Origin of the sequence: uncultured Campylobacter sp. (assembly GCF_938045535.1) — a bacterium.
Lineage (GTDB): Bacteria > Campylobacterota > Campylobacteria > Campylobacterales > Campylobacteraceae > Campylobacter_B.
In genome coordinates this window covers 1-1140 of record NZ_CALIMQ010000018.1, presented here as the reverse complement: position 1 = coordinate 1140, position 1140 = coordinate 1, and the positions used below count along the sequence as shown (strand labels likewise).

The 1140-nt window shown below is 51.0% G+C and carries 2 pseudogenes; both read right to left on the bottom strand.

Annotated elements, in window-relative coordinates:
* Positions 1–835: pseudogene (locus Q0095_RS00840) on the bottom strand (hypothetical protein); the annotation flags it as partial.
* Between the two features lie 51 nt (positions 836–886).
* A pseudogene (locus tag Q0095_RS00835) lies at positions 887–1140 on the bottom strand (transglycosylase SLT domain-containing protein); the annotation flags it as partial.

Sequence of the window (1140 nt, the reverse complement as noted above, 5' to 3'; positions counted from 1 at the left end):
CGCGCTCGGTGAGCCAAACGCCGTGGCAGCGCGCCAGATCGTGCATCCCTTCGCCGCTTGGTTGCGGGGCACTTATCGAGCCGTCTTGCGCGTTGCAAGTATGAGAGAAGTTTGGCTGCGAGGTGCTTTGCGTTTCGCTTTTGTTATCGCTTTGCGCGGCACAAGGCGTCGCCGTACCTTTAGCGGCATTTTCGGCACCGTTTCTAGCGCCGCAAGTATGAATAAAATTTTGTGTGCCCGATTGTGCACCACAAGAATTTTGCACGCCTAGTGCCGAAGATTCGTCATTCGCACCGCTTCGAGCGCCGTTTTGCGCGCCGCAAATTTCGGCATCGTCGTAGCAGGCGCTGTTTTGAGCGGCCTTTGTATCGCTAGATGCCGCGCCGCTTTGTGGGGTATAAGCCCGTGCGCTGCGGGTTTGCAACACCTTTTCGACGCTGTGTTTCATCGCCTGCGGTGATAAAAACTGACCTTTTTTGATGTTTACTACCGCTTGCGTGCTGGCTGCGGCGACGAGCAGGTCGGTTTGGCGGCACAAAAACGCGGGTATTTGCAGTACGTCGGCGACGCGTGCGGCGGGCTCCGCCTGGTAGCTCTCGTGGATGTCGGTTAAAATTTTATAGCCGAACTTTTCCTTTACTTCGGCTAAAATTTCGCAGCCGCGCTCAAGTCCCGGGCCGCGGAAGCTTGAGATGCTGGTGCGGTTAGCTTTATCGAAGCTGCTTTTGAAGTAAAATTCCACCCCGCTCATTTCGTTAAATTTGCGTAAACTTTCCGCGACTTTCATTATTAGCTCGCGGCTTTCGATCACGCAGGGTCCTGCGATCAGTATCATGAAATATCCTTTTTTAAAATTTGCGCGATTTTAGCGAAATTTTACTAACTCTTAATAGGGCTTGCCGAAAAATTTCTCGTAATGTTCGTAAAAGCGCTTGTAGTAGGGGTTTGAGTAGCGTTTGCGCATGCCGTAGTTGTAGCACTCGATCGTGTCTTTGATATTTTTGTCTTTAGCATTCCAGCATTTGCGCAGGATTTTGGCGCATTTGGTGAGGTTGTACATCGGGTTGAATATATAATCGATCTCATTTTGGCTGAAATTTACGGCGTTTAGCTGTCCGAGTCCCACGTCGATGCTAAAGC